Annotated in this window: 24 protein-coding genes; 1 reads left to right on the plus strand and 23 read right to left on the minus strand. The window is 60.6% G+C overall.

The genetic code is table 11. From position 1 onward, the window contains the following. The 8 genes from B9A97_RS30135 to B9A97_RS12080 all read right to left on the minus strand — a co-directional run bounded on the left by B9A97_RS30135 (position 1) and on the right by B9A97_RS12080 (position 9,451). Positions 1–1,395: a tlde1 domain-containing protein gene (locus B9A97_RS30135; RefSeq protein WP_244564196.1), complete on the minus strand. Its 1,395-nt coding sequence runs from the start codon at positions 1,393–1,395 to the stop codon at positions 1–3. Positions 1,396–1,599: 204 nt separating this feature from the next. Then, positions 1,600–2,304, minus strand: a complete 705-nt coding sequence (locus B9A97_RS12050; protein WP_084365773.1) for an SDR family oxidoreductase — start codon at positions 2,302–2,304, stop codon at positions 1,600–1,602. 148 nt (positions 2,305–2,452) lie between these two features. Beyond that, a complete protein-coding gene (locus B9A97_RS12055) occupies positions 2,453–2,809 on the minus strand; it encodes a hypothetical protein (protein ID WP_084365774.1) in 357 nt (118 codons plus the stop codon). A gap of 185 nt (positions 2,810–2,994) precedes the next feature. Then, the gene (ugpC, locus tag B9A97_RS12060) at positions 2,995–4,086 is read right to left on the minus strand and encodes an ABC transporter ATP-binding protein (protein ID WP_084365590.1); all 1,092 of its coding nucleotides are present in this window, start codon (positions 4,084–4,086) and stop codon (positions 2,995–2,997) included. An 18-nt stretch (positions 4,087–4,104) separates the two neighbouring features. Then, positions 4,105–5,766, minus strand: coding sequence for a beta-galactosidase BglA (locus B9A97_RS12065; RefSeq protein ID WP_084365591.1), 1,662 nt, complete (start codon positions 5,764–5,766; stop codon positions 4,105–4,107). A 39-nt stretch (positions 5,767–5,805) separates the two neighbouring features. Further along, positions 5,806–6,951: a carbohydrate ABC transporter permease gene (locus tag B9A97_RS12070; RefSeq protein ID WP_084365592.1), complete on the minus strand. Its 1,146-nt coding sequence runs from the start codon at positions 6,949–6,951 to the stop codon at positions 5,806–5,808. 1 nt (position 6,952) lies between these two features. Continuing rightward, positions 6,953–7,963: a carbohydrate ABC transporter permease gene (locus B9A97_RS12075; protein ID WP_084365593.1), complete on the minus strand. Its 1,011-nt coding sequence runs from the start codon at positions 7,961–7,963 to the stop codon at positions 6,953–6,955. Positions 7,964–8,092: 129 nt separating this feature from the next. Further along, positions 8,093–9,451: an ABC transporter substrate-binding protein gene (locus tag B9A97_RS12080; RefSeq protein WP_084365594.1), complete on the minus strand. Its 1,359-nt coding sequence runs from the start codon at positions 9,449–9,451 to the stop codon at positions 8,093–8,095. Positions 9,452–9,785: 334 nt separating this feature from the next. Between B9A97_RS12080 and B9A97_RS12085 the strand changes: the two genes are divergently transcribed. Continuing rightward, a complete protein-coding gene (locus B9A97_RS12085) occupies positions 9,786–10,811 on the plus strand; it encodes a LacI family DNA-binding transcriptional regulator (RefSeq protein WP_084365595.1) in 1,026 nt (341 codons plus the stop codon). Between the two features lie 7 nt (positions 10,812–10,818). Here the strand turns inward: B9A97_RS12085 and B9A97_RS12090 are convergent, their stop codons facing one another. The 15 genes from B9A97_RS12090 to B9A97_RS12160 all read right to left on the minus strand — a co-directional run bounded on the left by B9A97_RS12090 (position 10,819) and on the right by B9A97_RS12160 (position 23,571). Continuing rightward, positions 10,819–11,718 (minus strand): bifunctional methylenetetrahydrofolate dehydrogenase/methenyltetrahydrofolate cyclohydrolase, encoded by a 900-nt coding sequence (locus tag B9A97_RS12090; RefSeq protein ID WP_084365596.1) that lies wholly within the window; start codon positions 11,716–11,718, stop codon positions 10,819–10,821. A 194-nt stretch (positions 11,719–11,912) separates the two neighbouring features. Further along, entirely contained in the window at positions 11,913–12,791 is an 879-nt protein-coding gene (locus B9A97_RS12095; RefSeq protein ID WP_084365597.1) for a WecB/TagA/CpsF family glycosyltransferase, read from the minus strand. A gap of 444 nt (positions 12,792–13,235) precedes the next feature. After that, a complete protein-coding gene (locus B9A97_RS12100) occupies positions 13,236–13,772 on the minus strand; it encodes a flagellar basal body-associated FliL family protein (RefSeq protein WP_084365598.1) in 537 nt (178 codons plus the stop codon). Beyond that, entirely contained in the window at positions 13,772–14,143 is a 372-nt protein-coding gene (locus tag B9A97_RS12105) for a hypothetical protein (protein ID WP_084365599.1), read from the minus strand. The genes B9A97_RS12100 and B9A97_RS12105 overlap by 1 nt, the downstream gene beginning before the upstream one ends. Before the next feature lie 19 nt (positions 14,144–14,162). Next, complete coding sequence (locus B9A97_RS12110; RefSeq protein ID WP_084365775.1) at positions 14,163–14,720, minus strand: rod-binding protein; 558 nt, start codon at positions 14,718–14,720, stop codon at positions 14,163–14,165. Between the two features lie 33 nt (positions 14,721–14,753). After that, positions 14,754–15,167, minus strand: a complete 414-nt coding sequence (locus B9A97_RS12115; protein WP_084365600.1) for a hypothetical protein — start codon at positions 15,165–15,167, stop codon at positions 14,754–14,756. Between the two features lie 39 nt (positions 15,168–15,206). Beyond that, on the minus strand, positions 15,207–15,959 hold the full coding sequence (gene fliR, locus B9A97_RS12120; RefSeq protein WP_084365601.1) for a flagellar biosynthetic protein FliR: 753 nt from the start codon (positions 15,957–15,959) through the stop codon (positions 15,207–15,209). Continuing rightward, positions 15,956–18,043 carry a flagellar biosynthesis protein FlhA gene (gene flhA, locus B9A97_RS12125; RefSeq protein WP_084365602.1) on the minus strand — a complete coding sequence of 696 codons (2,088 nt, stop codon included), beginning with the start codon at positions 18,041–18,043 and terminating at the stop codon, positions 15,956–15,958. The genes fliR and flhA overlap by 4 nt, the downstream gene beginning before the upstream one ends. Positions 18,044–18,173: 130 nt before the next feature. After that, on the minus strand, positions 18,174–18,440 hold the full coding sequence (gene fliQ, locus B9A97_RS12130) for a flagellar biosynthesis protein FliQ (RefSeq protein WP_084365776.1): 267 nt from the start codon (positions 18,438–18,440) through the stop codon (positions 18,174–18,176). Between the two features lie 118 nt (positions 18,441–18,558). Then, positions 18,559–18,993 carry a flagellar hook assembly protein FlgD gene (gene flgD / locus B9A97_RS12135; RefSeq protein ID WP_084365603.1) on the minus strand — a complete coding sequence of 145 codons (435 nt, stop codon included), beginning with the start codon at positions 18,991–18,993 and terminating at the stop codon, positions 18,559–18,561. Further along, positions 18,984–19,433, minus strand: coding sequence for a flagellar biosynthesis repressor FlbT (gene flbT / locus B9A97_RS12140; protein WP_084365604.1), 450 nt, complete (start codon positions 19,431–19,433; stop codon positions 18,984–18,986). The genes flgD and flbT overlap by 10 nt, the downstream gene beginning before the upstream one ends. Further along, positions 19,430–19,777 (minus strand): flagellar biosynthesis regulator FlaF, encoded by a 348-nt coding sequence (gene flaF / locus B9A97_RS12145; protein ID WP_084365605.1) that lies wholly within the window; start codon positions 19,775–19,777, stop codon positions 19,430–19,432. The genes flbT and flaF overlap by 4 nt, the downstream gene beginning before the upstream one ends. A 36-nt stretch (positions 19,778–19,813) precedes the next feature. Further along, positions 19,814–20,875, minus strand: coding sequence for a flagellar hook-associated family protein (locus tag B9A97_RS12150; RefSeq protein WP_084365606.1), 1,062 nt, complete (start codon positions 20,873–20,875; stop codon positions 19,814–19,816). Between the two features lie 3 nt (positions 20,876–20,878). After that, on the minus strand, positions 20,879–22,333 hold the full coding sequence (gene flgK / locus B9A97_RS12155; RefSeq protein ID WP_084365607.1) for a flagellar hook-associated protein FlgK: 1,455 nt from the start codon (positions 22,331–22,333) through the stop codon (positions 20,879–20,881). A 35-nt stretch (positions 22,334–22,368) separates the two neighbouring features. Then, positions 22,369–23,571, minus strand: coding sequence for a flagellar hook protein FlgE (locus B9A97_RS12160; protein WP_084365608.1), 1,203 nt, complete (start codon positions 23,569–23,571; stop codon positions 22,369–22,371). Between the last annotated feature and the right edge of the window lie 35 nt (positions 23,572–23,606).

A 23,606-nucleotide genomic window follows, 5' to 3' on the forward strand; every position in this document is an offset into this window, starting at 1 on the left:
CTACAGCATCGCCATGTATTTCGGCAGTTCCGAGAGGCGCGGCACCACCACCAGCGTCTTCACCTCGCCGCGCTTGAAGGCGTTGAGGAACCGGTTGTAGTCGGCAAAGACCACGCAGCCGGAGCTGTCCCCACGGCGACGCAGGAGGTAGGTATGGGTCAGCATGCCGTCGCGACCAAACATCATCTTCTGATTGACCGGCGTCATGCGGATGGCTTCAATCCCGTGGAACCGGGCCTCGCGCATCTTCAGGTGGTAGACATTGGGCGGCGTCGAACCGCGATTGCGCACATGCACGAATTTCGGGTTGTCGCGATATTCGCCCCGGCCGGAAGAGGCCTTCAGCTTTTCGCCATTGGGCATGTGCACGACGCCGGCGCTGATGTCATAGACGGCGATGCGGCTGGCGCGGCCCGGCAGCGTGGAGCGCTTGCCGAAGATCGACGGGCTGTCGTCGGTATCCAGCGGGTTTTCCGGGCGGGCATAGGCCAGCAGCGACTTCGGTGCTTCCTTTGGCGTGGGCTCACGCTTGGCGCGCATCGGGATGGTGGCTTCCGGCTCAGGAATGGCCGCACGCGGCGGCCGCTTGGCCGGGATCGGCGCGTCGTCCACTTCGGGAGCCGCTGGCGCCAGCACTTCCTCGAACGGGTTTTCCAGGCTTGCAAGCTCGGTGGACGGGGGCACGGCGCCGGTGATGATGCCATCGGTATCGTCATCGGCCTCGGCCAATTGAACCGTGCCATTGGTCTTGTTCAGGAGATCGCCGACAAAGGCCACCTCGATCGAGGCTTCCGGCGCCGGAACAGGGCTTCCCATGGTCGCGACGACGCGGATTGCGTCGGCATCGCTGGGTGCCGAAAACGCCAGGCGCTGGGTGCGGCCTTCATCCGTGCCTGTGGCCGCCATGGCGCGGCGCAGGATATCGAGGCGGCCGGCCTGCTTGGCGGCGTTCAATTCCTGCCAGGTGGGGCGCACCGGCTTGCCGAAGCTGCCGAAGGACGCGACGGAGACCGCGGTCGGCAGCGCAGCCGTCTGGCTCTCTTGCACCTCCTGCACCGGCTCGATGCCGTTCTTTCGGTTCCAATAAGACGTAATCGCATCGGCGCTCAGCTCTGCCGGGGCAGCGGGCTGCGGCCGGGAGACGACCAGCACGCGCGGATCGCTCGGAACCGGCGCCGGTGTCACCAGGGCCAGGCTGGGCTTGGGCTTTTCGCTTGGGGATGCGGACTTTGCCACGCTGTGCACCGTCGCTGCGGTGGCCACCAGCCAGATCGCCGCGACCGTGCAGGAGCCGAGCGCTGCGGTGACAAAGAGGAGCTTGCGGGACATGCCCGAGCCGGACTTCGGCCGGCGGGAAGAACGGCCCTTCTGGGCCTCACCACTGGAGAACGCCATACTCAACTCGCTAACGCACGCGGCCTTGATGGCCGGCGGCCGTACACGCCGCAGATACAGGATGCCGCCAGAGGCGACCGAACGCGCCGGCGTCGAACTTTCATCGTTCATTGCCGGTTGAGCTAAAGTATGAACAGATTTGGTAACCAAGTGGTTTACGCCGTGCCGGCTCTCGACAATTCGCTCCGTCCGGCCGCCGTGTTGTCAGACCGAGCGCGTGATACCGCCATCCACCCGGATATTCTGGCCCGTGATATAGCCGCCGCCGGGAGATGCCAGGAAAGAGATCGTGGCCGCAATTTCCTCGACTGTGCCATAACGGCCCATCGGAATGCGGGAGCGACGCTCTTCCGTCTCTGGCAAGCTATCGATGAATCCGGGCAGGATATTGTTCATCCGGATGTTTTCCGCAGCGTAGCGGTCGGCAAACAGCTTGGTGAAGGCCGCAAGCCCCGCGCGGAACACGCCAGAGGTCGGAAACAGCGGGTCCGGCTCGAATGTCGCATAGGTCGAAATATTGATGATCGCGCCGGATTTCTGCGCCTGCATGATCGGCGTCACCAGTCGTACCGGCCGGATGACGTTCATCAGGTAGACGTCCATGCCGGTGTGCCACTGCTCATCCGTGAGTTCCAGGAGGGGGGCGCGCGGCCCGTGACCGGCACTGTTGACCAGCACGTCGATGCGGCCATACCGCGCCATGGTCTCGTCGACCAGCCGCTTCAGGTCGTCATTCGACTGGTTAGAACCGGTAACCCCGAGGCCGCCCAGTTCCTTTGCCAGCGCCTCGCCCTTGCCGGACGACGAGAGGATCGCGACCTTGAAACCATCAGCCGCCAGCCTGCGGGCTGCATCCGCACCCATGCCGCTGCCGCCCGCCGTGATGATCGCTACCTTCAAATCGCTCATGCCTTCGTCCCCGCCCTTCGCTGCCGTGGTAAAACGAACAAACCCCGCCAGCATGCGCGGACGGGGCGTCGTTTATGCGTTGCGTCGGTTTAACACAGGCCAGCAGCGGTTCAAACAGACCGCTGCCTGGCCCAGCAAAGGAGGGAAATCACCAGGACCGGACGTCCAGCACCTTGTCGCGGTGGGCCGGATGGGTGGAGAAGACGAAGATGCGATCGAGTTCCTTCTGGTTCAAAAGCCTCAGGAAGCGGACTTCGATCGTGTTGTTGGCGAATGTCTTCATCAGCATGCAGCCGACCTTGGTGATGCGGGCATCGGGCAGGTCGAGATAGAATTGCTGCGGCAGGGAATATTTGGTGTTGAGCGCGAGGATCGCGCCGCTGCGCGAGACACGGATCATGTCACACCGGCGGGCGGCCATATGCATGACGCCCTTTTCCGTATACTCGATACGGGCGGCGTTCATGGTGTCCTCGAACTTGAACTTCACCTCGCGGTCGTACATGAACGACTCTTCGCGCTGGAAGTAGTTGGTGCCTTCGGTTTTTGGACGCATCTACATACCCTAACTGCTAACCCCTCTCCCCGAAAACTAGCAGGGGATATTTAACAGTTGGTATGAATGCGGACGCAAATTGCACCATGGCCGCGTCAGGCTGTTTACCCCTAACGCGGCCTCAAGTTTGCAGGCTATTTCTTGTAATAGCTTTTGCCGGCTGCATCAAAAAGGTGCAGCTTGGTCCGGTCGGCAGCAAAGCGGAGCTTCTCGCCCTTCTTCACGTCGACAATGCCCGGCAGCTTGACGACCACGGGTTCCTCTTCGACGGGACCCGCGACATAAAGCAGGGTCACCTCACCCAAGGCCTCGACAATCTCGACCGTGCCCTCGAACAGGAAGTCGTCGCCGGTCGAAATCGCCAGGTCCTCGGGGCGCACGCCGAAGCTTGCGGACTTGCCGTTCTCTGAAGCATCGACCGCAAGCGGCACCGAGACCCGGCTACCATCCTTGAGGCTGATCACCGTGCTAGCGCCAGTCTCGACGATCTTGGCCGGCATGATGTTCATTGCCGGCGAACCAATGAAGCGGGCGACGAACAGGTTGGCCGGGCGCTCGTAAAGCTCGAGCGGCGGACCGACCTGCTCGATCCGGCCGGCCGACAGCACCACGATCCGGTCGGCCAGCGTCATCGCCTCCACCTGGTCATGGGTCACGTAGATCATCGTCGTATCAGGCATGCTCTCGTTGAGCTTGGCGATCTCGATGCGGGTGGCGACACGCAGCGCGGCGTCGAGGTTGGACAGGGGCTCGTCGAACAGGAAGACCTTGGGATTGCGGCAGATCGCCCGGCCGATTGCCACGCGCTGGCGCTGGCCACCGGAGAGCGCCTTGGGCAGCCGGTCCAGATAGGGGCCAAGCTGCAGCATGTCGGCCGCCTTGCGCACCCGCTGGTCGATGACCTCCTTGCTCTCATGCGCAATCCGCATGCCGAAGGCCATGTTGTCGTAGACCGTCATGTGCGGATACAGCGCGTAGGACTGGAAGACCATGGCGATGCCGCGCTTGGAGGGCGGCACCTCGTTGACCCGCTGGCCGTCGATCATCATCTCGCCGGACGTAATGTCCTCAAGCCCCGCGATCATGCGCAGCAGGGTCGACTTGCCGCAGCCGGACGGCCCGACAAAGACGACGAATTCACCCTGTCTGATCTCCAGGTCGATCCCGTGCAGGATCTTCACCTGTCCATAGGCCTTGCGAATATCTTTCAAAACGACGCCAGTCATGGCCTCTCCCTCCCGCTGTCAGGCGTGACGCGCGAAATATGCGCCCCAGGCCGGCAGTTCCACCTTCTTGTTATCAGACTTGCTTTCAAAACCGTGGCCGTCCAGCATCTCCCAGTTCCCCTCCGGAAGATCGGCGCTGGCCGGTGCCGCGGACATGTTGAACATGCACAGCACTGTCTCGTTGCCGAGGGTGCGCGTATAGACGACAACCTCGCCGTCGCCCTGGATCGGCAGGAATTCCATGCCGCCCTTGGCAAAGGCCGGGTGCTGGCGGCGGAAGGCAATGAAGCGACGATACTGCTCCAGCACCGAGTTCTCGACGCCCTGCTGGGTGTCGACCGCCTTCAGGTTATGCTCCACCGGGATCGGCAGCCAGGGCTTCTCCGTCGTGCTGAAGCCGGAATGCAGGGCGTGGCTGTCCCAGACCATCGGCGTACGGCAGCCGTCGCGGCCCTTGAACTCCGGCCAGAACTGGATGCCATAGGGGTCCTGCAGGTCCTCGAAAGCGATATCGGCTTCCGTCAGGCCAAGCTCCTCGCCCTGGTAGATGCAGACCGAGCCGCGCTGGGTCAGAAGCAGCGCCGCCATCATCTTGGCAAAGGCCTCGCGGTCGGCGATATGCGCACCCCAACGGCTGACATGGCGCACCACGTCGTGGTTCGAGAAGGCCCAGCAGGCCCAGCCCTCAGGCGCGGCCTTGGCGAAAGCGCCCTGGACGGCGGCAATGCTTTCGGGCGTCGGCGGTTCCGGCGCCAGGAATTCGAAGGCGTAGCACATCTGCATCTTGTCGTTGCCGGATGTGTATTCGCCGACGATCTCCAGCCCGCGCTGGCTGTCGCCCACCTCGCCCACGGCGGCAATCGCCGGGAATTCGTCGAGCACGGCACGGAAGCGCTTCAGGAAGGCAATGTTCTCCGGCCGGTTCTTGTCGTAGATATGCTCCTGAAAGTTATAGGGATTCACCGCCGGGGCCGTGGAGGCGTTGCGCCGTTCCGGAGCCAGCGCCGGGTTGTCCCGCAATTCCTTGTCGTGGAAGTAGAAGTTGATCGTATCCAGGCGGAATCCATCCACGCCGCGCTTCAGCCAGAAGCGGGTCATGTCGAGCAACTCGTTCTGAACCTCGGCATTGTGCAGGTTCAAGTCCGGCTGCGAGGTCAGGAAGTTATGCAGGAAATACTGCATGCGGGTCGGATCCCAGGCCCAGGCCGAACCGCCGAAGATCGACAGCCAGTTGTTCGGCGGCGTGCCATCGGGCCGAGGATCGGCCCAGACATACCAGTCGGCCTTGGGATTGTTGCGGCTGGAGCGGCTTTCGACGAACCAGGCATGCTGGTCCGAGGTGTGCGACATCACGAGGTCGATCATCACCTTGATGCCAAGACGATGGGCCTCGGCGATCATGCCGTCGAAATCGGCGAGCGTGCCGAACATCGGATCGACATCGACATAGTTCGACACGTCGTAGCCGAAATCCTTCATCGGCGAGGTGAAGAACGGCGAAATCCAGATGGCATCGGCCCCCAGCGCAGCAATATGCGGCAGGCGGGCGGTGATGCCCTTGAGGTCGCCGATGCCATCGCCGTTGGAATCCTGGTAGGAGCGCGGATAGATCTGGTAGATCACCGCTCCGCGCCACCAGTCCTTGTCTACCGTTGCCGTTGCTTGTGCAGTCGCCGTCATTTCAGTGTCCTGTGGGAGTCGAGATGTGAAGGGTTGCCGTCAACCGCCCTTCACCGAACCCGCAAGCAGACCGCGCACGAGGTAGCGTTGCAGGGTGAAGAAGACGAGGATCGGGACAACGATGGTGATGAATGCGGAAGCCGTGAGGATTTCCCAATTGCCGCCGCGCGAGCCGAGCAGGTTGACCAGGCGACCGGTCAGCACCAGCTCGTCATTGCCGCCGCCAAGGAAGACCAGCGCCACCAGCAGGTCGTTCCAGGTCCAGAGGAACTGGAAGATAGCGAAGGAGGCGAGCGCCGGATAAGACAGCGGCAGGACGATCTTGAGGAAGATCTCGAAGTCGGACGCGCCATCGACGCGCGCCGATTCCATGATCTCCCGCGGCAGGCCGGCGATATAGTTGCGCAGCAGGTAGATGGCGAGCGGCAGGCCGAAGCCGATATGCGCCAGCCAGATGCCAAGATAGGTCTTGGAGGGCACGCCGAAAAACGCGCCGACGCCGTTATAGAGCTTCAACAGCGGGATGAGCGACATCTGCAGCGGCACGACCAGCAGGCCGACGATGATGGCGAGGATGAGCGCCCGGCCCGGAAACTTCATCCAGGCCAGTGCGTAGGCCGCGAAAGCCGCCACCAGGATCGGGATGATCGTCGCGGGAATGGCGACCGTCATCGAGTTCAGAAAGGATTGCGCGATGCCTTCGGCGTTCAGAACGGTCTGGTAATTCTCCAGCGTGAAGCGCGGCGGCACCTCGGCGGTGAAGAAGATGCGCTGCCCGCGACCCTCGAAGGCCTTGGGCGAGGCCAACCGGAAATCGCCGTTTTCGGCAACCGTCAGCGTCTCGCCGTCCTTGAGTTCAGCCGTGGCCCCCGCCTGATATTCGGCGGGCTTGAGGCTCGACGTGCCAAAGGCACTGACGCCGCCGGCGGCGCCATCGAAGACATTGCCCGAGATGACGAACTGGCCGTTCTCTTCCTTTTGCGCTTCCGGTCCCGGCGCACGGAACACCACGTTCTGCGTGGAGGTGCCAAGCGCCGTCCACCAGCCCGACGCGACGATCTGGTCCTTGTCGCGCAGCGAGGAAATGAACAGGCCGAAGGTCGGCAAGGTCCAGAGGACGACCAGGAAGATGACCGAGAGATGCACGAACCAGGTGAGCGGAGATTTTACGCTGCCCTTGACCATATCAGCGTCCCTCCATCTCACGGCGCGCGTTTCGGATGTTCCAGATCATGATCGGCACGACCATGATCATGATGACCACGGCGATGGCGGCACCCTTGCCGAAATCACCGCCGCCGCGGAACATCCAGTCGAACATCAGGTTCGCCAGAACCTGCGTGTTCCACTGGCCATTGGTCATGGCCAGAACGATGTCGAAAACCTTGAGGACCAGGATGGTGATGGTGGTCCAGACCACGGCAATCGTGCCCCAGATCTGCGGCACCTTGATCTTCATGAAGATCTGGAACGGGTTGGCGCCATCGATGACCGCGGCCTCCACGGTCTCTTCCGGAATGCCGCGCAGCGCCGCCGACAGGAGCACCATGGCAAAGCCGGTCTGGATCCAGATCAGGATGACCATCAGGAAGAAATTGTTCCAGAAGGGAATGGTGATCCAGATCTGCGGATCGCCGCCCAAGAAGATGACGATGGCATTGAGAATGCCGATCTGCTCGGCATTGGCATCGCGATAGTCGTAAACGAACTTCCAGATGACCGATGCGCCGACAAACGAGATCGCCATGGGCATGAAGATCAGCGACTTGGCGATATTGCCCCACCAGATGCGGTCGGTGAGTGCGGCGATGATCAGCCCGAAGAAGGTCGCGGCCGCGGGCACGACGATCAGCCACAGGATGTTGTTGAAGATCGACTCGCGGAAGGCGGCGTCCTGCAGCATCCAGCGGTAGTTCGCCAGGCCGACGAAGTTCTCACCGCCGCGGTCGTAGAAGGAATAGCCGATCGAGGAGATCAGCGGGTAGACGAGATAGACGGTGAGCGAAAGAAGCGCCGGTCCGAGAAAGATCCAGGGCCGCACCAGGCTTGCCCGGCGCAGGTTCTGCGACGCCTTGATGGGATCGGGAATGCGGCTTGGAAAGATCAGATCGAGAATGACATTGGCGCCCCAGAAGAAGCCGATGGCACCCACCACCCCAATGACAATCGTCAAAAGCGCATACAGTATTTGCTCCATGAATTCCCCTCCCCGGCTGAACGTCGGCGTCGGTATGCTCCGCGCTCTGACGACAAGCTCTTCTTGAAGTCCGCCGGGCCTTATGTCGGCCCGGCGTCATGTTCATGTCCCTTCAGGCGGGATAGCGCCTTACTTCAGGCCGTCCCAAGCCTTCTGGATGCCGGCTGCCACGTCAGCCGCCGACTTGCCGCCGGTGTAGTCAACCATGCCGGTCCAGAATGCGCCAGCACCGATCTTGCCGGGCATCAGGTCGGATGCGTCGAAGCGGAAGGTGGTGGCGCCGAGCAGGATGTCGCCCTGCTTGCTCATCGGAGCATTGGCATAGGCTTCCTTGTTGGCGCTCTTGAACGGCGTCAGGAAGCTGGACTGTGCCATCCAGACTTCATGGGCGATCGGGGTCTTGAGCCAGGAGAGGAAAGCACGGGCAGCCGGCGTGTCCTTGGTGATCATGGCCAGCGTGCCGGCGCCGAGAACCGGGCTGCCGAGTTCCGGCTTGGAGGCATAAGGCGGCATGTAGAAGAAGTCGGCATCTTCGCCAACGACCGTGCCTTCCGGGAAGAAGGACGGAACGAACGAAGCCTGGTGGTGCAGGTAGCACTTCGGCGGAGATGCAAAGAGACCCTTCGGGCTGTCGCGGAAGTCGGTGGAAGCGACGGCTGCGGCACCGCCATCGACGAACTTGTCGTTCTTGGCGAAGTAGCCGAACTCGTCGATCGCGCCGAGAACGGCCGGATCGGTGAACTTGATCTCGTTGGAGACCCACTTGTCATAGGTTTCCGGGGTCTGCGTGCGCAGCATCATGTCTTCGACCCAGTCGGTCGCCGGCCAGCCGGTCGCGCCGCCAGAACCGAGGCCGATGCACCAGGGCGTGCCGCCGTCAGCAACGATCTTCTCGGTCAGCGCCTTCAGCTCTTCCATGGTCTTGGGCACTTCGTAGCCGGCATCCTCGAAGTTTTCCGGCACGTACCAGACCAGCGACTTCACGTCGATCTTGTAGGGGAAGGCATAGATCGCTTCCTTGCCGTCCTTGCCCTTGTAGGTCGACAGATCGACCCAGGACTGGCCGGCGGCATAGTTTTCCAGCAGCCAGCTCTTCACGTCGTCGCCGAGCGGCACGAGGTGGCCCTTGGAGGCGAGGTCGGCGATCAGGCCGGGCTGCGGCAGGATCGCGACATCGGGCGGGCTGCCGGCCTGGGTGTCGATGACGATCTGCTGCTCGTAGTTTTCAGAGGACGAATACTTGATGTCGACGCCCGTGGCATCTTCGAAATAGGCAAATACGCTTTCAAACAGCGCCTGGTCTTCGCCGCGCCACGGCCCGAAGATCGTCAGCGTCTGACCCTTCAAGTCGTTGGCCTTCTTGAATTCTTCAAGGCTGGCCCAGTTGAACTTCTTGTCCTGGCCGATCGGGAACTTCAAATCGGCAGCACTTGCCGTGCCGGCAAGAAGGGCGAATGCGGCGGCGGACAGTAGCAGAGATTTCTTCATGTGATTTACCTCCCATCACAATCTGTGGCGATCTTAACAGTTCGTTGCACGAAAGAAAGCGGCAAGAACTCAAAGCGCTTTGGCTCCCTACTCATTTCATCCCAGACGAAAGAGAGTCAAGCACTTTTATATTTGCGTCACAGAAGGCCGCTTCGGGGCCAGAGTGGGCTTGACTCACGTCAAAAATCGCGGTCGATCAGCCCACGCATTTGTGTCCCGGATTCAAGTTTTTCGTTGTCAGCCCCGTTGCGGTTGGTAAATATTCCAAGCGCTTTGGGGGCCGCGAGGAACAGCTAGGACTGGAGGTCCGGGAAGCGCGGAGGATGTAGGCAAAGTGAATCTCAAACAGTTATCGCAGTTGCTCGGGCTGTCGCAAACGACGATCAGCCGAGCACTCAACGGCTATCCGGAGGTCAACGAGGAAACCCGCCAGCGCGTGCTGAAGGCGGCGAACGAGACCGGCTACCGTCCGAACCGGGCGGCCCAGCGCCTGGCGACAGGCAAGGCCGGCTCCATCGGGCTCGTCATGCCCGTTTCGCCGGGCCACAATTCCGATGTGCATTTCGGCGAGTTTCAGCTTGGCCTCAGCGAAGAGGCGCTGCGGCACGATTTCCACTTCGTCATCATGCCCTCCCATCCCCGCGACGAGGAACAGGCGATCCGCTGGCTGGTGGCGAGCGGCAGCGTCGATGGCTACTATCTCGCCTATATGCGGGAAAACGACCCGCGTATCGCCATGGCGAAATCGCTGCCCGTGCCCTTCATCGTGCATGGCCGCTCGCTTGGCCTGGAGACAGACTTTCCGTCGCTGGATGTCGACAACGAGGGGGCGTTCTACGACGCCACCCGGCTGCTGCTCGATCTCGGCCATGTCAGGTTCGGCCTGCTCAATGGCCCGGAAGACCTGGATTTTGCCCTGAGACGCAAGCTCGGCACGCTGAAGGCTCTGCGGGAGCGCGGGCACGACCTGCAGCAGGAATATGCCCACCACACGCCGATGACCGACGAATTCGGCTATCGCGGCATGTCGGAACTGTTGGCGCTTCCCGAGCCGCCGACCGCGGTTCTCTGTGCCAGTACGGTGCTGGCGCTCGGTGCGGTCAGGGCCATCAACAAGGCGGGCCTGCGGCTTGGCCAGGACATTTCGCTGATCGCCCATGACGACGTGCTGCCGTTGCTGAAGCCGGAGAATTTCACCGTGCCGCTGACGACGACGCGCTCGTCGCTGAGGGCCGCGGGCATCCGCATCGCGCAGCGGCTGATCACATCGATCTCCGGCGAGGACATGAAAACCCCGCAGCAGGAACTGTGGAAGGCCGATCTGGTGGTGCGGGCCTCGACCGGACCCGCGCCACGCTAACGGCGCGTCAGAAGCGCGGCGGCGTGCGGCCGGCGGCGCGATAGGCGGCAATGACCGTATTGGCCATCAGCATGGCGATGGTCATGGGGCCGACGCCGCCGGGAACGGGGGAAATGGCGGCGGCAACGGGCTTGACCTCGGCAAAGGCGACATCGCCCACCAGCCGGCTCTTGCCCTCCCCGCGCTCAGGAGCGGCAATGCGATTGATGCCGACATCGATGACGGTGGCGCCGGGCTTGACCCAATCCGCCCTGACCATCTCAGGCCGGCCGACGGCGGCGACCAGGATGTCCGCCTGACGGGCAAGGCCTGGCAGGTCGCGGCTCTTCGAGTGACCGATCGTGACGGTGGCATTGGCCATCAGCAACAACTGGGCCATGGGCTTGCCGAACAGATTGGAGCGGCCGATGACGAGCGCATTCAGCCCCGAGAGATCGTCGCCATGGATCTTGCGCACCAGAAGCATGGCGCCGGCGGGAGTGCAGGAGACGAGGCCGGTTTCCCGATCACCGGTCGCCAGCTTGCCGGCATTGACGACATGCAGGCCATCGACATCCTTTTCCGGCAGGATGGACTGGATGACGGGCTCGGACTTCAGGTGACCCGGCAGTGGCAATTGCACCAGAATGCCATGGATGGCGGGATCGGCATTCAGGCTGGCGACCAGCGCCATCAGGGCGTCCTGGGTGGTATCCGCCGGCAAGGTGTGCTGGATGGAGTTGAAGCCGCAATGCTTGGCCATCCGACCCTTGGCACCGACATAGGTGTGGCTGGCCGGATCATCGCCGACGATGACGACGGCAAGACCGGTGCGAAGCCCGGTCTCCTGTTCCAGGCTGGCGGCGGCCGTCCTGACAGCCTCGACCACATCGGCCGAAGCCTGCTTGCCATCAATCACAACAGTCATTGGCTTCTCCCACGTCGATTTAAGGCGCAACCTAACCGCTAGACAGGGCTGCGGTTTGCCTTTTACCGCCGTATGGTGTCAAAAAGGCGAGATTGCAAGGTGGGTCGCCCGGCGCAGAACCGCCTTCGTCAAAGAAAATGCGACAGATGACGCAAAACGAATGGCACCGCCGCCTGGCCGGCGGGCGACATGCTCTAGCGGCGGCGGTCCATGGATTTGAGCGGGAAGGCGATTTCGCTGCGGACACCCTGGCCCTGATCGGGGCGCTTGTGCTCGTCATTGGCAGCAGGTCGCGTGCGGACGCCTTTCGACAAACCCATGCGATAGGCCAGCAGACGGCCGAGAAATACCGGTCCGCCGACGATATAGCGACGCCACAGCCGCTCCGGCTCGCAGATGATGCGGTACATCCATTCAAGCCGCAGCCGGCGAACCCATAGCGGCGCACGCGGGACGATTTCCGACACGAAATCGAACAGCGCGCCGACGCACAGGACAAGACGCGCGTGCTCGTCCCGGATGTTCTGGTGCACCCATTTTTCCTGTAGCGGCGTGCCCATGCCGACCAGGAGGATATCGATCTTCAGGTCTGCGAGGCGCTCAAGCACCGGCGTGCTGTCGTTCTTGTCGAAATACCCGTCTGACACGGCGATGAAATCGTGCCAGGGCGCATGGCGCTTGAAGTTCATGACGGCGCCGGCGAGAACCTCCGGGGTGCCGCCGATCAGGCCGACCCGTTTCTTGCGGTCGATATAGGTGAGGAGCGCGGGCACAAAATCCGTGCCGTTGAGGTTCGCCTTGAACTTCGAGCCGTTCAGCACATAGGACGCGATGTCGATGCCCACGCCATCGGGCAGGACCACGTTATCTTCCAGGATGTCCCGGTAGGCCGCATCGTCCAGCATGATATTGGCATTGTTGGCATTCATGAACGCGATGCGGGAATGCCCGCTCGGGCGGCTCGCCAGATCGCTGGCCAGCGCCAGAGCATTCGGCCAGCACAGGTCATGCACCGGGAAGCCAAGAATTGGTCTTCGCGTATGGCGGTGACCAAAGTCTGGAACAATATTCATCGGCTTGCACTCCTCATGAATGCGGCTTCGGCGCTTAAATCGCGCCGGCATGTCAATCTTCGATAAGAGATCGCGAGGAGAATCGTGCTGTGCAGCACCGAAAGGCCATGCTATACTTTGAATTCGGCACCTTGTCGGCATATCTGCACACAGAACTACTCGTTGTGATGCGCCTGTTTTAGCAACAACACATCAAGTTCCATTTAATATATTTGTTAGAGTTTGCGCGATCGGGTTAACCATGGAGGGCAAGTTGATTTGCCGCCATAACGACGCGCTGCAGGCCATCAAGGCCGATTTTCGCGATAAACCGCCTGATCGGGCATCATCGCAGGACCATGGGAGGCATTGGCGGCCTCACTTTGGTAAATTCATATGTTTTGAAGAATAGAAAAAGGGACCAAGACCCAAAAAAGGACTCGGTCCCCGAATGAAGGATCGGGATCAGTGTCCGGCGCTCGCCGCAGGCGCTTCGACCGGCTGTCCTTCAACGATGGTAACCGGCTTGGGCGGCGGCGCGCTGCTGGCATCGCCCGTGCGGGTATCCTGCTTGGCAAGGTAGTCGAGTTGCTCAACCAGCACTTCCTCGACGAAACCCTCGCCCAGCCGCTTGTTCATGTCCGTCTTGATCGCCTCGCGAAAGGCGGCAACATCGAAGGCGCCGGTATTGGCGATATCGATCATCTTGTTGCCGACCAGCAGCGTAAAGAGCTCATCGGTCATGAGCTCCGTCATCGGGAGTTCGACGTTCTTGATCTTTTCCTTGTCCATCATGAAGGAGATGCGACCGAGGAAATATCCCGTCACGGCGCCGTTGGAAATCATCGGCACCGTGATCGATTCACCCTTGACCAGCTGCAGCTTGTCCTTGCGCAGCGCCTCCTCATCGACGGGCGGGCGCGTCGCCATATAGACGGACGCGTAGACGGTGCCGAGCGTGACGACACAGACCCAGATGCCGGTGAGAAGAAGCTTCATCATCAGGAATAGGACTCGCTGTAGAGGAACTGTTCCTGGGAATAGGTGCCATCGGCATCGGCATCCTGGATCGCGTTCTTCAGGATGTCTGCCACGGCGCGCACGGCCGACAGATGCGCCTCGACGCGCCGCTCGTTGAGCGCCAGCTTCTTCTTCAGGCTCTGCATCTGCTCGACATAACCGGCGGCGAAATCGGCCGGGGTCAGGTCGCGGAACAGCATGGTCAATTCATAAAGGCAACGGCTCTTATGCGCGTTGGAAACCTTGAAATCGAATTCCGGATCCTTGCCGATCCGCTCATTTTCGTTATCGACAATCATCTCAAGCCGCCCCAGGACCGATTTGATGCGATAATCGCTGTTAAGAATTTCCATATTTTACGTCCACCCTGAATCAGATCTGTGCGTTTTCGCTGGGGGCAATGCCCAAGGTTTTGCGTTCGAGCTCCATAATCATGCTCATGGCGACATTGCGGTCATCGCTGTCGGTCGTTGCGTTGGCGACTTTACCGCCGCGCTGGGCAGCGATCATGTCGGAATACATCTGCTCGGCGATGCCGATACCGCCGCGCTCGGAAATTTCGGCGCCGATCTGTTCGGCCATCATGCTCTTCCAGATTTCGCCGGCATTGCCCTTGCCGTAGACGGCCTCGCTGTCTTCCGGCAGCATGGACTTCAGGAAGTTCTGCAGAACGACGCCTTCAAATTGCCGGTAGACTTCGGGAACCTCGCCGACCTTCTTCTCAGAAGCGGCATTGGCAAGACCGGACTTGGAGCCGGCGCTGTTCAAGATATCGACGGCGGCGTCGAAACCGGCGCCCTTTTCAGCCAGGCTGGTGGCAGCAAAGGCCGCCCGCGTTGCCTTGAGTTTCGCCTGAGCGGCCTCGACTTGCGCCGGATCGGCTGCTCTCACTACGTCCAGAACCAGATCGCTTGGTGGTGATATCGCCACGATGGTCGTCCTCACATTTCAGTTCGGACGTGACTATCCTTCATGAAGCTTGCTGGAGGCTGGCGTTGCATAACGCATGTCGACGAGGTCCAGAATTGCCTCGTCCGCCGCTTCCCGGTCCTCGTCTTCGCGGGCTTCCAGGCGGTGTTCGTCGAGCTTGTCGCCCTTGGCGCGCTCGCGCATGACCCGCATTTCATGCAGTTGCTGCATGCCGGCCAATTGCCGCTCAGTCGTGGACAGCCGGGTGAATCGGTCCGCATAATTCTGCGCGAACAGGCGATGCACCGGATCGAGCGAGCCGATCGCCTCCATGACGCTGGTCATCGATTCGGTGACTTCCTGGCGCTGGCGGGCGGTGGCGGCGAGATCGCTCTCCGCCATCTTTTCCAGATGCCGCTGGACGGCGACGAGCCGCATCAGCTTCTGCGATTTCTTCTGCTGGCTCATGAGCCGGCTCCTATAGGCATGCCCGCGCCGCATCCATGGCTAGCTGCCGATGAAGACGGAGGGAAAGAATTCGGCGAACTGCCGCACCAGCGCGGCAATCGAGAGATAGACAAGGAACAGCCCGCCCATCAGGAGATACGGGGTCGAAATGAAGAAAACCGGGATCTGCGGCGCGAGCTTGTTGATGAGGCCGACGGCGAAGTTGAACATCAGGCCGAAGATGATGAAGGGGCTGGCCAGCCGCAGCATCAGCTTGAAGGTGGTGACCAGGGTATCGGTCAGGGTGATGAGCATCTTCTGCGAATCAGGAATGCCGCCCAAGGGCATGGCCGTGTAGGAATCGATCAGCGCCCGGAAGACCATGTGGTGAAAATCCATGGCGAACAGCAGCATCAACCCGCCGAAGCTGATGAGGTTGGTAAGCTGGTTTTCGGCGGCATCTTCCAGGATGTCGCCGGCACCCGGGGCGCTGAAGCCGATGGCCATCGACAGGACCGAGCCGGCGAATTGAAGGCCGAGCACATAAAAGCGCGCGATCAGACCATACATGGTGCCGATGACGAATTCGGTAAAAACAAGCTGGATATAGGCGGTTTGCGTGCCGGAAACGCGGGGATAGATGATGTCCCAGAGGACCGGCAGGATGGCCATGGAAATGGCCACCGAGGCCAGGAGCCGAACGATCATCGGCAACCGGGCGCTGGAAAACCCGGGAAGAACCATCATGCAGGCACCAATGCGGCAGAAGCACGCAAACAATGCCAGGACGGTCCCTTCCGGGTCTGTGATCATGATATGGAGCCCAAAATCTTGATCTCGATGCCCTTGGCCAGTTCGACATGCGACAGGACCGGGAGGGTTGCGAACAGCCGCTCGATGATCATGCGCACATAGGACCGTGTTTCGGGGGACGTGACAAGAACAAAGGGCAGGCCGCGATCCATGAATTCACGGATAACTTTGCTCGCCTGGTCGGAGAATTCCTCAAGGCTGCGGGGATCGATATCGAATTCGACCACTTCGCCCTTGGCATCGCGCTTGAGCGCCTGGTGGAAGACCAGGTCCCACTTGCTGCCAAGACGCAGCACGCGCAGCACGCCATTGTCGGTGAGGTCGCCGCAGAGCTGCTGCGCCATGCGAACACGGACATGCTCGACGATCTGCTCGGTCTTGCGCACATGGGGTGCGAGTTCTGCCACGGCTTCCAGAATGAGATGCAGGTTGCGGATCGAGACGCGCTCGGCCAGAAGCAGTTTCAGCACCGCCTGCAGGCCCGAATAGGACATGTGCGACGAGCAGATTTCATCCGCCAGCTTCTTGTATTCCGGATCGAGACGATCGATCAGGATCTTGACGTCCTTGTAGGACAGGAGCTGCGGCAGGTTGTTGCGGATGACCTCGCTGACGTGGGTGAGCACGACGGAGACGTTATCGATCGGGTGGAAGCCTTCGCGCTTCAGGTCTTCCGTGAAGCTTTCCAGGATCGACACGGCCGGCATGCCGAAAGCGGGTTCGCGGATTTCGTCACCGGGGACGCTCGGCTTGCGGCCCTGGCCGGTGACGACAAGCACTTCACCCACCCGCAGCTGGTTCGACGCAATCGTCGTGCCGTGGATGCGGATCTGGTAGGATTTTTCAGGAATGGCGATATCATCGGTGACCTTGATTTCCGGCACCACGAAACCGTATTGGCTGGCGAATTTCTTGCGCATCTTGCCGACGCGGAAGGCCAGTTCCTGATGCGCGCCGAGCAGACGGGTGGAGACGAGCTTGCCAAGCGCCAGCTCGATTTCCGCCGTCTTGAGCACCGAGCGGACGCTGTCTTTTTCGGCTTCCTTGGTTTGGATGACCTTCTTTTCTTCCTGCTCGCGCTTAACCTTGTTCTCCGCCTCGATCTGGCGCGGGATGAACCAGGCGCCGAAGGCCATGATGCCGCCAAGGGTGATGAAGGGCAGGAAGGGAAGACCGGGAACCAGGGCCAGCGTGCCCATGAGGGCCGCGGCCACCGACAGCGCGCGGGGATAGCCGCTCAGCTGGTTGATAACGGCCTGGTCCGTGGTGCCCGGCGTGCCGCCGCGCGAGACCAGAAGGCCGGCGGCCAAAGACACGATGAGGGCCGGAACCTGGGAGACGATACCGTCACCGACGGACAGCTTGACGAAGACGTCAGCGGCTTCGCCGATTTCCATGCCGTGGCGGAAATAGCCGATGATGATGCCGCCGAAGACGTTGATGGCGGTGATGATCAGGCCGGCAATGGCATCGCCACGCACGAACTTGGACGCACCGTCCATGGCACCGAAGAACGAGCTTTCCTGCTCCAGTTCGCGGCGCCGGTGCTGCGCTTCCTTCTCATCGATAATGCCGGCCGACAAGTCGGCGTCGATCGACATCTGCTTGCCGGGAATGGCGTCCAGGGTGAAACGCGCGCCGACTTCGGCGATACGCGTCGCACCCTTGGTGATGACGATGAAGTTGACCGTGATGAGGATGAGGAAGACGATCAGACCGATGACGAAGTCACCGCCCATGACGAGGTTGGAGAAGCCCGCGATGACGCCGCCGGCGGCATTGTGGCCCTCGTGACCATGGGTGAGAATGACGCGCGTCGTGGCGATGTTGAGCGCCAGACGGATCATGGTCGCGATCAGCAGGATGGTCGGGAAGGACGAGAAGTCCAGAGGGCGCTGGATCCACAGCGCAACCATCAGGATGAGGACCGAAAAGGCGATGGAAAACGCCAGGCCCATATCGATGAGGAATGGCGGGATCGGCAGGAAGAGGATGCAGAGAATGCCGACGATGCCGAACGCGAAGCCGATGTCTCGGCTGCTGGGATTGACCTTCGGTATGCCTAGTGCAGGTGGTTGAGCCATGTTCTTCCCGTCTCTTCATGAGATGGCGGCCCGGCAACGGATGCTGCTGCGGCCAAGATGGAAGATCGATAGCGTTCGAAGCTTGCGCGAGGATGGCCGGTTGCCCAGAATCGAGCCGGCGGGAGAGCGACTAGAATCCGCTTTGCACGCGCGAAAAGACGAGATTGGCAAACAGCGAGATCTGCCCGCCGACGAAGGGTGCCGTGATGCCCACCATGACCAGGATCGCGACGATCTTGGGCACGAATGTCAGCGTCATTTCCTGGATCTGGGTCAGCGCCTGGATGAGGGCAATGACGATGCCGACCACCATGGCCGCGAGGACGGCAGGTCCGGAAGAGACCAGAACCGTCCACACCGCAGCCTGCATGATATCGAGGGCATCGGCCTCATTCATCGTGGCATTCCCCATGAAACCGGCAGTCATTGCCGGATATATCCGCCGGCGAATCGCCGCCTTTGACGGACCAGCACTAACACCGGCCCCAGGAAAGGTCGATCCGCCGGATCTTGTCTTACTTGATCGTAACGCCCTGGGCGATGACGATGTCCTTGCCGTCCGTCGTGGTCGCGACCATGGCGTCGCTATAGACTTTGACGGAGGACACGGTACCGGAAATCGTGCCATCGGCGCTGGTCAGCGTCTTGCCGACATAGCCGCTGGCAGTGCCCAGCGCCGTGCCGGCGATCAGGCTTTCCAGGTTCTTGTTGGTCTGGATCGTCTGTTCGACCTGCGAGAAGGTGGCCAGCTGGGCGATCTGCTCGCTGGCATCCATCGGATCGGTCGGATCCTGGTTCTTCATCTGTGCGATCAACAGCTTGAGAAAGCTGTTATAATCGACCGAAGCGGCTTCGCCCGCTTCCTTGGACTTGGTCTTGACGCCTTCCCATACAGAATCGGGAGCGTTGTAGGTAACAGTCGAGGGAGTCTCGACCGCGGTTACCGCCATGGTGCAATCTCCTTGCGGATCTGTTCGATCGTTGCAGGGGTCATCTCCTGGTTGTTCAGGATGCGGTCTTCGATCGGATAGAGACCGCGGATGGCCTTCAGGGCGTCAAAGGCGCGGCCGGACGACACCATGCCGTCGATGCGCTTGAGTTCCGCCAGGACTTCGTCATTCTCGAAGCATGTCAGCAGCATGGTGACCGACTTGCGGAACATGACCATCGATTGCTCGCGGCCTTCCGGGTTGATCAGCATCATCTGAGCGATAAAATAGAGCTGCCTGAGGGGCGTGGTTGCGTCTTCCGGCTGGAGGACGTGGTTTTCCAGAAGGAAGGTCACGTCATTCAAGAATTCAAGCGCAACCTTGCGATCGACGCGCAGAACCGCGCCGTTGATAAAAATACGTTCCCCAGATTTCAGCGAAATGCGCAAGGTGCTTTTCATTTAAGTCCATCCCTGATGATGGTTGTCACGTCTATGATTCCCTGGAAATTGGTGGATTGGCGCTTCCGTATCCGGTCGCATTCCTTCAAGATCCAGATCGCGATTGAGATCAGATTGGCGCGCAATTCCGCGTCCAACTGGTTTTCGGGTTGTCTCAGATCCTCGATGAGCCTGATCCAGACCCTGCGAGTATAAAAAAGTGCCTCGATTGCATTTCGAGAATAACCCGCATCATCGCGGGCAGCCGCCAGTAGTTCGATAGACCGGGTCAACGCCTGCCGCTCACGGTCCTTGGCGTCGGCGACGCCATCCTCCATGATCTCGGCGTATGAAAACTGGTACATCTAGGTATCCTTCATCTTCATTTTATCCTTTGATCATCAAAGGAAATTGACCAGGCTCAGCTGTTGTATCCGTGCAGTCAGTGTGTAGGACGTGTTGATCAGAGCCTCGAGGTTCTTCACCCGCGTGGCCGATTCATAGGCATCGACACCGATGAGGTCGGTGAGGTTGTTCGACAGGATATCCTTCTGGATGGCGAGCGAATCGTCAGCCTTCTTGACGCGGGTCTCCGACAGGCCAAGCTTGGTGCGCTCGGCATTGATGCCGGAGATCGCTTCGTTATTGTACTGGATCGCCTTCTCGATAACCTTCGAGCGCGTTGCTTCCTGAAGATTGAGACCGATCAGCTCCTTGGCGACAACGGCCGAGAGGGCGAATTTCTTCATGCCGTCGGCATTGATGCTGGTGGAGGTCTGGACGATTTCCGTCTGGCTGATGCGGTTGGTCATGGTCGCATCGGTGGCGCTCGACCAGTCATTGGCCCAGTCGGTGCCGTCGAACATCGGTTCGACGACGGTCGTCAGGAACTCTTCCATGCTCGGCGAGCCGGTGGCGGCAATCGAGTTGACACCCGCAGCGCTCTGGTTGAAGCCGAAATAGCCGAGGAACGCGGCATCGAAAGCTGCCTTGGCGCTGGAGCCGGCTTCAAGGTAATTGTCCAGCGGCTTCACATCGCTGTTGATGCCGGCAAACAGGAACTCGCCTGCCACTGCGGTGTTTGCCGCACTGGTGAACGTGTCGAACGCATCGATGACCGAATTGTTGGCGGCCGTCAGCGTGCTCTGGTCTCTGGTGCCCTGCACGATGAGCAGCTGCTCCTTGATCTTCTGCGCGGCCTTTTCCATCTGGCCCATGGCTTCCTGGGAGGATTCCAGGCGCTGGGTGGCGATCGAATTGGTGCTCTGCAGGGCCTTGATGCGCTCGATCTCGCGGTTGAGATCGATGCTGACGGCGGTCTGCACGCCAAGGGTGGCACCGACGTCGAAATACTTGCCTTCCGTCGCCTCGTAGTTTGCCTTGATCAGGTCGATCTGGGCTTTCTGGACCGTCGACCGTAAGGCGTTCGACAGGGACATGTTCGATATGTTGGACGTCTTCATGACTTACACCATATTCAAGAGTGCTTGCAGCATTTCATCGATGGCGCTAACGAGCTTGGTCGATGCTTTATACGACTGCTCGACATCCAGAAGAAGCGACAGTTCTTCATCAAGGCTAACGCCTGTTTCATTGCTATATGCTTCCGTAGCGCGCGAGAGCATCGCTGTCTTGTTTTCGTACGCCGTGGTCGCCTGAGACCTCAAACCTTCGATCCAGCCGACCGAGTCGGACGAGAATTCGAACAGATTGGAGCTCGTGTCCAACATCGAGGAAGCCGCAAACGTACGATCCTCCTCAAGGTTTCCTGCATATTCCTCCAGCAGATCACTGTAGGCGCTGCCGCCTGACGTGTTGCGGACATAGGTCGCACCGTTGATGCCGCCGTCACGCAGCAACATCGGATTGCCACCCTTTGACGTCAACACCGCCGAATTGACCTGGAAGGTCGCGGAGATGCCGGGAACCACGACGCCGGTCGTCGGAGTCGTGCCTCCCGACCATGTAAACAGGCCAGGCTTTGCCGAACCTGGTGTCGCAGGAATGGTTTCAGAAAAAGCTTCCACGAGGCCACGCGCGAGTTCGTCGAGCTGGATCTGGAATTTCGGGGCGATATCGTCGCGCAGCTGCAGAAGCGCGCCGAGCGAACCGCGTGCCGTGGTGTCGCCACCCGAACCGGCGCCGACCGCCGTGCCATCTATATAAAGAGAGTTGCCGACCGTGGCAGCCGCATAACCCGCGGTCTGCGCGAAGGTGACCGCGCGCGGCACCCGCTCAAACAGGGTGATGCCTTCCGACGTGTAAAGCACGACGTCATTGTTGTCGCGCGTCACGGTATTGACGCCGATGATGGCCGAAATGCTCTTGATCAGCGCGTCGCGCTGGTCGAGCGCGTCGTTCGGGTCGTCACCCGAGGCGGTCTGGCTGACCACCGTGTTGTTGACGGTTTCGAACTTGGCCAGCAGCGTATTGAGTTCAGAAACCTGCTGGGCGATCTCGGTATCGGAGTCGAGGCGCAGTTTCTGGATCGCGCTTGCGGTCTTGTTGATGGAGGTCGCAAGGTCCCCGGCCGCCGAAATGGCCGTCTCCGCCAGGGAAACTTCGCCCGGACGTGCGGCGAAGGCCGCGAGCTTGTCGCGCATCTCCACCAGCAAGGTAGAGGGCGCCAACTCATTATCGTTGCCGCCCAGCGCCGACTTCAGGAATTCGAGCCCATCCAGGAGTGTTTCCTGAGCCGTCGATTGGGACGTGCTCAGGAACATCTGGCGCTGAAGGGCGTTGTTCTGAGACCGGTCTGTCGAGATAAACGACGCACCGGCGTCAGAGGTCATGATGACCGCCGACCGTCGCACGTAGTTAGCGTTGCCAGCATTCTGGATATTCTTCGAGATTATGGACGTTTGTTCGCCCGTATTCCGGAAGATGCTGTTTGCTGTCTGCATTGCACTTGCGAGGGTCATTTGGCAGCCTTATGCTTTCAAATTACGGTTGTTCATTACCGCTTGAGATTGACCAGCACTTCCATCAATTCCGAGCCGGTCTGGAAGACCTTGGAGTTGGCAGTGTAGTTGCGCTGGGACTCGATCATCGAGGTGAGCTCTGCGGCCACGTCGACGTTGGAGTCTTCGAGAGCGCCCGAAAGGACGGAGCCGAAGGCACCGTTCTGGGCATAACCGAGAACAACGACACCGGAGTCCGTTGTTGTCGTGTAGAGGTTGCCGGCGACCGGCAGGAGGTTGTTCGGGCTCTGCACCGTTGCCAGTGCGATACGGTAAGTCGGGACGAGCGAGCCGTTGTCGTACTTGATCGACACGACACCTTCCGCGTTGATTTCGTAGCCCGTGGCCTTCGATGCCTTGCTGCCGTCGATGCCGGCCTTGCCGGGCGCCGAGTCGGATGCCAGCTGGGTGGTGCCAGTCAGATCAATGGCGATGGACTTCATTTCGGCGCCGCCAAGACCCGTGGTCAGGGCCGTCGTCGTCACCGGCGTCGTCGGCGCGGTCATGACACCCAGGGCGTCGAAGGTAACCGGGGTAGCTGCGAGCACCGTGGTACCGTTGTACTTACCTTCGATCGTCCAGGCATTGGCGCCGGTTTTCGTATAGGTGAATTCGATCAGGCGGCTGGTGCCCTGCGTGTCGATCGCCGACAGCGAGGTCTTGAAGGTATCACCGACAGCCGCGGTGTTGGTCAGGTTGACCGGCAGCCTGCCGTTTTCCGATGCCTTGGCAGCGATTGCAGCCGTTCCGAGCTTGACCGGCTCAAGGCCGTCATAACCGTTGATGACGATGGTCGGGTCAACGCCGTCATTGTAGGGATAACCCATCAGGGTGTAGCCGGCGGCGTTCTGCAGGGTGCCGTCGCTCATTTCGACGAAGTTACCGGCGCGGGTCAGATATTCGACACCGCTTGCGCCCTGGACGATGAAGAAGCCTTCGCCCTTGACCGCGAGGTCCGTGCCCGACGTCGTGAAGGTGTAGGTGCTTTCAGCCGTGATGTCGTAGCGAACCGTCGATTCGACGCCGCCAGAGTTGTAGGAGCTGCCCGACGAGGGCAGGATCATCGACGAGAACTGTACCGACGCTTTCTTGTAACCGACGGTGCTGGAGTTGGCGATGTTATCGGCAACCGTGCTCAGCCTGTTTGCCTGGGCGTTCATTCCGGACACACCGGTGCGCATCGTTCCGTAAAGGCTCATATCAATACCTCGTTTATGAAGTCATTTGGGAGATT

It is taken from the genome of Rhizobium sp. RU36D (genome assembly GCF_900176345.1).
Taxonomy (GTDB): Bacteria; Pseudomonadota; Alphaproteobacteria; order Rhizobiales; family Rhizobiaceae; genus Allorhizobium.